Annotated in this window: 4 protein-coding genes; 1 reads left to right on the top strand and 3 read right to left on the bottom strand. The window is 66.6% G+C overall.

Going from position 1 to position 7,205, the window contains the following annotated elements; all coding sequences use genetic code 11:
- Window positions 1-259: 259 nt before the first annotated feature.
- The 3 genes from GBZ48_RS26525 to GBZ48_RS26535 all read right to left on the bottom strand — a co-directional run bounded on the left by GBZ48_RS26525 (window position 260) and on the right by GBZ48_RS26535 (window position 5,596).
- Window positions 260-634: an EamA family transporter gene (locus GBZ48_RS26525; RefSeq protein WP_109450976.1), complete on the bottom strand. Its 375-nt coding sequence runs from the start codon at window positions 632-634 to the stop codon at window positions 260-262.
- An 82-nt stretch (window positions 635-716) separates the two neighbouring features.
- Complete coding sequence (locus GBZ48_RS26530) at window positions 717-3,605, bottom strand: UbiA family prenyltransferase (RefSeq protein WP_174473769.1); 2,889 nt, start codon at window positions 3,603-3,605, stop codon at window positions 717-719.
- Window positions 3,606-4,252: 647 nt separating this feature from the next.
- Window positions 4,253-5,596: a glutamine synthetase family protein gene (locus GBZ48_RS26535; RefSeq protein ID WP_174473770.1), complete on the bottom strand. Its 1,344-nt coding sequence runs from the start codon at window positions 5,594-5,596 to the stop codon at window positions 4,253-4,255.
- A gap of 168 nt (window positions 5,597-5,764) precedes the next feature.
- Here GBZ48_RS26535 and GBZ48_RS26540 point away from each other — a divergent pair, with 168 nt between their 5' ends.
- A complete protein-coding gene (locus tag GBZ48_RS26540) occupies window positions 5,765-7,045 on the top strand; it encodes an NAD(P)/FAD-dependent oxidoreductase (protein WP_174473771.1) in 1,281 nt (426 codons plus the stop codon).
- Window positions 7,046-7,205: the final 160 nt, after the last annotated feature.

Below are 7,205 nucleotides of genomic sequence, written 5' to 3' on the forward strand. Positions count from 1 at the left end.
TTGCGTGCTCTGGTATTTGTGCTCGCGAATATGCCGTCAGCTATACCCACCATTCTTTTCTGGTCAATACCCGAATCGTGTCATTCCATTTTCAAATTGAAAGATGCTGTGACGAAACCTGTCGTCATATCATGGTACTCATTAGCATGCAGACAGTCGTGCGCCGATGATATTGGTGCAACGCAAAATAAGGCGCCGCGACTATTGTCGTGACGCCTTCCTGTTTTGCTGCCGGGACTCTGGTTTGGTTTACGATACCTTAACTCTGTGCCGTCAGCACCACGCCCAGCACCACCAACAGCGTGCCGATCAGGCGGGTCAGGCTAACCGTTTCCCCCAGCAGCAGCATGCCGAGCGCCAGCGTGACCAGGAAGCCCAGCCCGACGAAGGGATAGGCCATGGAAACGTCGACCTTCGCCAGAACCGCCAGCCACACCACCATGCCCAGCCCGTAGCAGGCCAGACCGGTCAGGATGTGCGGCGTGGCGACCACCGACAGGGCGATCTGCCCGGCCTCCCCCCGCGCCAGCGCGGTCGACACCGCGGGGCTCGACATGCCGATCTTCAGGGAAATCTGCGCGATGGCCGACAGGGTGACGCTCAGCAGGATCAGTCCGACGACGGCGATGGGCATAACGACTCCGGAAGGATGATAAAAGGATAGGGAGCGGCGGCTCAGGCCCCGGCCAGGGGGCTTCACGCCCGGCCAAGCGGCTTCATGCCCGGCCGAGGATCAGCGCGACACCGCAGACCAGCCCGATGGCGATGCTCCACTTGTCGCGGGCGGCGAACACCACCGGGTCGTCATGCATCAGCCCGCGGTGGGTTTGCAGCCACACCCGCCCGATCCAGAAGAGCAGCAGCGGGCAGATGATCCACAGCGCCTGCGGCTGGTCATAGACACGCCCGACCTCCGGGCTGTTGATGTAGAGCGCCATCACCAGAACCGAGAGGAAGCCGGCCGATACGCCGATGGATTGCAGGACCGGCATGTCGGCGGTCACATAGCCCCTGCCCTCCGCCTGCCCCAACCCGAGCTTCAGCATGCTGTCCATTTCCGAATAGCGCTTCACCATGGCGAGGCTGAGGAACAGGAACATCGAGAAGGCGAGCAGCCAGAAGGACGGGACGATGGCCGTCGCCGTGGCACCGCCCAGCACCCGCAGCGAATAGAGCCCGGCCAGCAGCATCACGTCCCAGATCACCCGGTTCTTGGCGAACAGGTTGTAGAACAGCGACGAGGCGGCATAGGTCGCCAGCGCCGCCAGGAACAGCGGTGGCAACGCCACCAGCGACAGGACGAGGCTGGCCAGCAGCAGGCCGGGGATCAGCGACAGGCCGAGGTCGAGCGGCAGGTCGCCGGCTGCGAAGGGACGGCGGCGCTTGCGCGGGTGGCGGCGGTCGGCCGGCAGGTCCAGCAGGTCGTTCAGCACATAGATGCTCGACGCGCACAGCCCGAAGGCGAAGAAGGCGGCGATGGCCTGGAGGGTCGGCCCGACCTCCCCCAGCTTCTGGCCGGCCACCAGCGGCACGAAGACCAGCAGGTTCTTCAGCCATTGGTGCAGGCGCAGCGCCTTCAGGATCAGCAGCAGGCGCGGCCGGCGCGGGGTGGCGATGGTCTCCAGCGGGCACAGCGTGGCTGCATGGCGCACCACCGCGGGCGCCGCGTCCACTGCGATGCCGCGGCGGGCGGCGCGCCAGACGGCATAATCGGCCTCGTCGTTGCCCATGTAATCGAAGATGCCGGACGGCACCTGCGCCCTGATCGCCTCCAGCTTGCGCTCGCTCTTCAGGTTCAGCCCGTCGCTGCTGGACAGCACCTGATCGAACAGGCCGAGATGACGGGCGATGGCGTCGGCATAGCGGTGGTGGGCTGCGGTCGCCAGCACCAGCCGCCGGCCGCGCTTGCGCTCGGCCTCCAGCCGTTGCAGGACGGCGGGGTTGTAGATCAGGCCGGCCGGGTCGATCTCCACCCGGCGGGCCAGTTCCGCCTTCAGCCGCGCCTTGCCGCCGGCCAGCCAGACCGGCACCAGCAGCGCCGCCCAGGGCTGCGCCTTGATCAGGCCGAACAGCGATTCATAGAGGAGGTCGGTCCTCAGCAGCGTGCCGTCGAGATCGACGAACAACGGCGGCTCCTCGGCGACCGGGGGCGGGACCGGCGTCCCGGCCGCGGCACGCGGGAGGGCGACGACGGACGGCGCAGCCTCCTCCACCGGCGGAGCATGGTCGCGCCCGGCCGTTCCCAGGTCGCCCCAGAGGGCCGCGGCGGCACGGTCGTGCCGGCCGGCCAGCACCGGAATCAGGCCCAGCAGCATCAGGGTGGCGAAGAACAGGTAGGATTGCAGGATGTTCAGCGGGGTGTCGGCCAGCGCGTTGACCGGCCAGAACAGGACGTTGCCGGCCAGGAAATAGGCCACCGCCAGCAGCGTGACCGCCCCGGCCGGACGCCGCAGCCCGGGCTCCAGCAGGATCAGGAAGGCGAGCGCGAAGGCCGGCAGCAGGATGCCGTAATGGTGCACCCAGGCGACCGGCGAACCGACGGTGAAGCAGATGCCGGCGACGACGAAGGCCAGGATCCGCTCGGCCCCGCGGTCGCGCCGCCGCCACAGCAGGCCGAAGCCGACGAAGGCAAGGCCGGAAACCTGCGTGGCGAGATGGACCACCGGGTGATAGGGGGCGAAAGCCTCCGCCGACCACTCCAGATTGTTGCCGTTGTGCAGCAAACGATTTACCAGCCCGTTGACGGTCTGGTTGACGTGATAGCTCTCGCCGTGGCGGCCGATGAACAGCAGGACATCGAGGTAATCGATCATCGGCGCAAAGCCGTAGAACAGGGTCGCCAGGGCCACGCCCGGCACCACGACGGCCGCCCATCCCGCCGCCATCCGCCAGTCGCCGCGCAGCGCCGCCCAGGCGAGGAACAGCGACATCTGCGGCTTCATCAGGGTCGATGCGCCGAGCAGGGCTCCGCACAGCACCCGCCGGTCACGCAGCAGGGCAATGCAGGCGAAGACGAAGGCGGCGTTGAGCCAGACCTGCACCTGCCCCAGCGAGAAGGCCTTCAGCACCGGATAGAAGCACAAGGTGGCGACGAAGCCGAAGCCGCCCAGCAGCACCTGGGTCAGCCGGTCGTCCCGCGCGCCGGGCAGGCGCAGCCGCGCTGCCATTTCCAGCACCAGGATCGCCATGCCCGCCGCGGTCGCCAGCACGAACAGCAGGTTGACCCGTTCGAACGCCATGAGGTTCAGCACCCCCAGCGCCTTCATCGCCTCCAGCGGCAGCAGCGAGGTCACGGGATACTGGAACTTGATGTGCTGCTTGAAGAACACCCCGTCATAGACATTCTCGCCCGGCCGCTCATGCAGCCAGTCGAGCGCCGCGATCATCGGGTCCCAGCTGTCGACCGGGATCAGGTTGGGGTTCTCCAGCACGAACAGGTTCCGGATGTCGGTCAGGTTGCTGGCATGGCCGCCACGGTGCAGCGCCAGCCCCAGCAGTCCGGTCGTCAACACGATGAACAGCGACGCGAGGATGACGCTGCGCTGAACCCAGCCAACGCTTCGCAGGCCGGTTCGAAGGGACGGGATCGCAGGTTGCATGCTCATGCTTGGCCATCCATCGGTTGCCCATCACTTTTGTCGCAATACTGCCCCGGCTCCGGCTTACCCGCCCGGGCGGGGCAATCGGCCAGGGCAATCGAAGGCGTGCCGCGGCGGCAGAAACGCCATGCCCGCGGAAGCTACGCCTCCGTGCCTTGACTATTTTCAAAGGAGATAACAAAGTGCAGCGGCGCCCGATCGGTGCCAAATCGTCGCGTGACGACCGCATCTTCCCCTGCCTCTCCTCACAGGGTCGAAAATACACTGCGGTTTTGCTTTGAAAGTCTTCGATTACGTGTGCCACCGGCCATAAAGGGATGAACGACGACCTTGCGTTTTTAAGCGCGTCCGCCAAAAGCGGGCTGCACGGTGGTGGCAGAGCACCGCTCCCGGCGACCGGCCGGCGAGGAGGATCGCACCGCTCGGGGTAGGACGGTCGGTGGACGGCGCGGACGGGCCGGGCTTTCGAGCCGAACTTTCGAATTTCCGGGGCGGGACGGTTCACGAATGGCGAGTCAGCCAGCGCGACCCGCTACGGAGCGGACGGACATCGGCGAGCGGGAGCGGCGCAGGAGCAGGGAACCAAAAACGTAAAGGGGCTGCCGGCGGATGTCGCCGCGGGCAGCCCCTTCGTTCGTTACCCTAAAGTGCGATCAGACGTTCAGCAGCAGGTTTTCCCGCTCCCACGAGCTGATGACCCGGTTGTAGGCCTCGTATTCCGTCTGCTTCACGCAGGTGACGGCGTCGATGAAGCGTTCGCCGAGGATTTCCTTCAACGGCTTGCAGGCGTTGAACTTGGTCAGCGCCTCCGACTGGTGGCGCGGCAGCGTGAAGGCGAGGCGGTAGGCGGAGCCCTTGATCGGGTCGTTCGGCTCCAGCCCCTGGGTCATGCCGATATAGCCGCAGGCGAGCGACGCGGCGATGGCGAGATAGGGGTTGGCGTCGGCACCGGCCACCCGGTTCTCGACCCGGCGGGCGTCGGGCTGGGAGACGGGGACGCGCAGGCCGGTGGTGCGGTTGTCGCGGCCCCAGTGCACGTTGATCGGCGCATCGGAATTCGGCACCAGACGGCGGTAGCTGTTGACGTTCGGCGCCAGCAGCGGCATCACATAAGGCAGGTATTTCTGCAACCCTGCGATGTGCGCCATGAACAGGTCGCTGTCGGTGCCGTCGGGATTGCTGAACAGGTTGCGGCCATTGACGGTATCGACCACCGACTGGTGGATGTGCATGGCGCTGCCGGGTTCGCCCTGCATCGGCTTCGCCATGAATGTGGCGTAGATCTGGTGGCGGATCGCCGCCTCGCGCGCCGTGCGCTTGAACAGGAAGGCCTGGTCGGCCAGTTCCAGCGCGTCGCCATGGTTGAAGTTGATCTCGATCTGGGCGGCGCCGGCCTCGTGGGTCAGCGTGTCGATGTCGATGTCCTGCTTTTCGCAGAAATCATAGACCGCCTCGAAGATCGGGTCGAACTCGTTGACCGCGTCGATGCCGAAGGCCTGCCGGCCGCTTTCCATCCGGCCGTTGCGCCCGACCGGCGGCACCAGCGGGTAATCGGGGTCCTTGTTGACCTGGACCAGGAAGAACTCCAGCTCCGGCGCCACCAGCGGCTTCCAGCCGCGCTCCTCGTAAAGCGACAGTACGCGCTTCAGCACATGGCGGGGCGACACGTCGACCGGCCGGCCGTCGGCATAGACGCAGTCGGTGATGACCTGGGCCGTCGGTTCATTGTACCAGGGGACGAAGCGGATCGTCCGTTCGTCCGGGATCATGTAGATGTCGGAATTCTCGTCCGAGGTGATGTCCTCGTCGTCGGGGAATTCACCGGTCACGGTCTGGACGAAGATCGCCTCGGGCAGGCGCAGGCCGCGGTCGCGCAGGATGCGGAGGAACTTTTCAGCGGGAACGATCTTTCCCCGCGCGATGCCCGACATGTCGGGCACAAGACATTCGACTTCGGTAATGCGGTTCTTCTTGATGAAGTCTTCCATAAAACCCATGGGTATGGCGGACCGCTCCGGACTATGGGCAGCCCCCTCCGTGCTGTGGACGACAGCGACACTATGACGCCGTTCCGGCGGAACGCGCCAGAGGGTTCCGCATGACGCTTCAGTGAAATATCCGCCTTTCCGTTGACCTCCCCCATCGGCTCGGACTTAACTGCGGCCATGCCGAAAGCCTCCTACCTGAACAGCTGGTACGCGGCCTCCGCCGCTCCCCGTATCGACCGCCCGTCCCTGGAGGGAGAGGCCGCCTGCGACGTCTGCATCGTCGGCGGCGGCTACACCGGCCTGACCGCGGCGCTGGAACTGGCGGAGCGCGGCTTTGACGTCGTTCTGCTGGAGGCGGAGCAGTGCGGCTGGGGCGCTTCGGGCCGCAACGGCGGGCAGATCATCACCGGCTACAACAAGCCGATGGCGACCATAGAAGGCTGGGTCGGCAAGGAGGACGCCCGCCGCCTGTGGGAATTCGGCGAGGAGGCGAAGGCCCAGCTCGCCGGGCGCGTGGAGCGCCACGCCATCGCCTGCGACCTGACCTGGGGCTTCGCCTATGCCGCGCTCAAGCCGCGCCACATGCAGGATGTGGCGGCGCTGGAGCAGGAGATGCGCGACGGGTACGGCTATGACCGGGTGCAGCGGCTGGACCGCGCCGGCATCCGCGCCCATGTCGGCAGCGACGCCTACATCGGCGGCCTGCTGGACGAGGGCAGCGGCCATCTGCACCCGCTGAACTACGCCCTCGGCCTCGCCCGCGCCGCCGATGCCGCCGGGGTTCGCATCTTCGAGAACAGCCGCGTCCTCGCCATGGACAGCGGGGCGAAGCCATGGGTCCGCACCGAACGCGGACGGGTGACGGCCAGGCACCTGATCCTCGCCGGCAACGCCTATCTCGGCGGGCTGGCCCCGGCGCTCGACCGCACCATCATGCCGGTCGCAACCTACATGATCGCCACCGAACCGCTGGGCGAGGAGCGGGCGCGGACCCTGCTGCCGACGAACATCGCGGTGTCGGACATGAAATTCTCGCTGGATTACTTCCGCCGCTCCGCCGACCACCGGCTGCTGTTCGGCGGCGGCGTCAGCTATTCGGGCGTCGATGGACCGGGGCTGAAGCAGGCGATGCGGATGAAGATGCTGGCGATCTATCCGGAGCTGAAGGACGCACGCGTCGAGTATTTCTGGGGCGGGCGGGTCGCCATCACCATGAACCGCATGCCGCATCTGGGCCGGCTGTCGCCCACCACGCTCTATGCCCACGGTTATTCCGGCCATGGCGTGGCGCTGGCCGGCATGGCCGGACGGCTGATGGCGGAAACGGTGAGCGGCACCGCCGGGCGCTTCGAGGTGTTCGCCCGCGTCCCCCACACCCCCTTCCCCGGTGGGCGGCGCTTCCGCACCCCGGCGCTGGTCCTCGCAATGATGTGGTTCCGTCTGCGCGATCTGCTGTAGGCTGGGGAAGCAATCCACGCCCTCCCCCTATACACATCCTTCCCCCCCCGCGGACCGACGCCCCAAATGACAGGACAAACCAGCACAGACGCGACACCCACCCCCACCGATACCTCACCCGGCCAGGACCCAACCCCAAACACAGTCAGCGCCCGTGAGG

The organism is Azospirillum melinis (genome assembly GCF_013340935.1).
GTDB classification, from domain to species: domain Bacteria; phylum Pseudomonadota; class Alphaproteobacteria; order Azospirillales; family Azospirillaceae; genus Azospirillum; species Azospirillum melinis.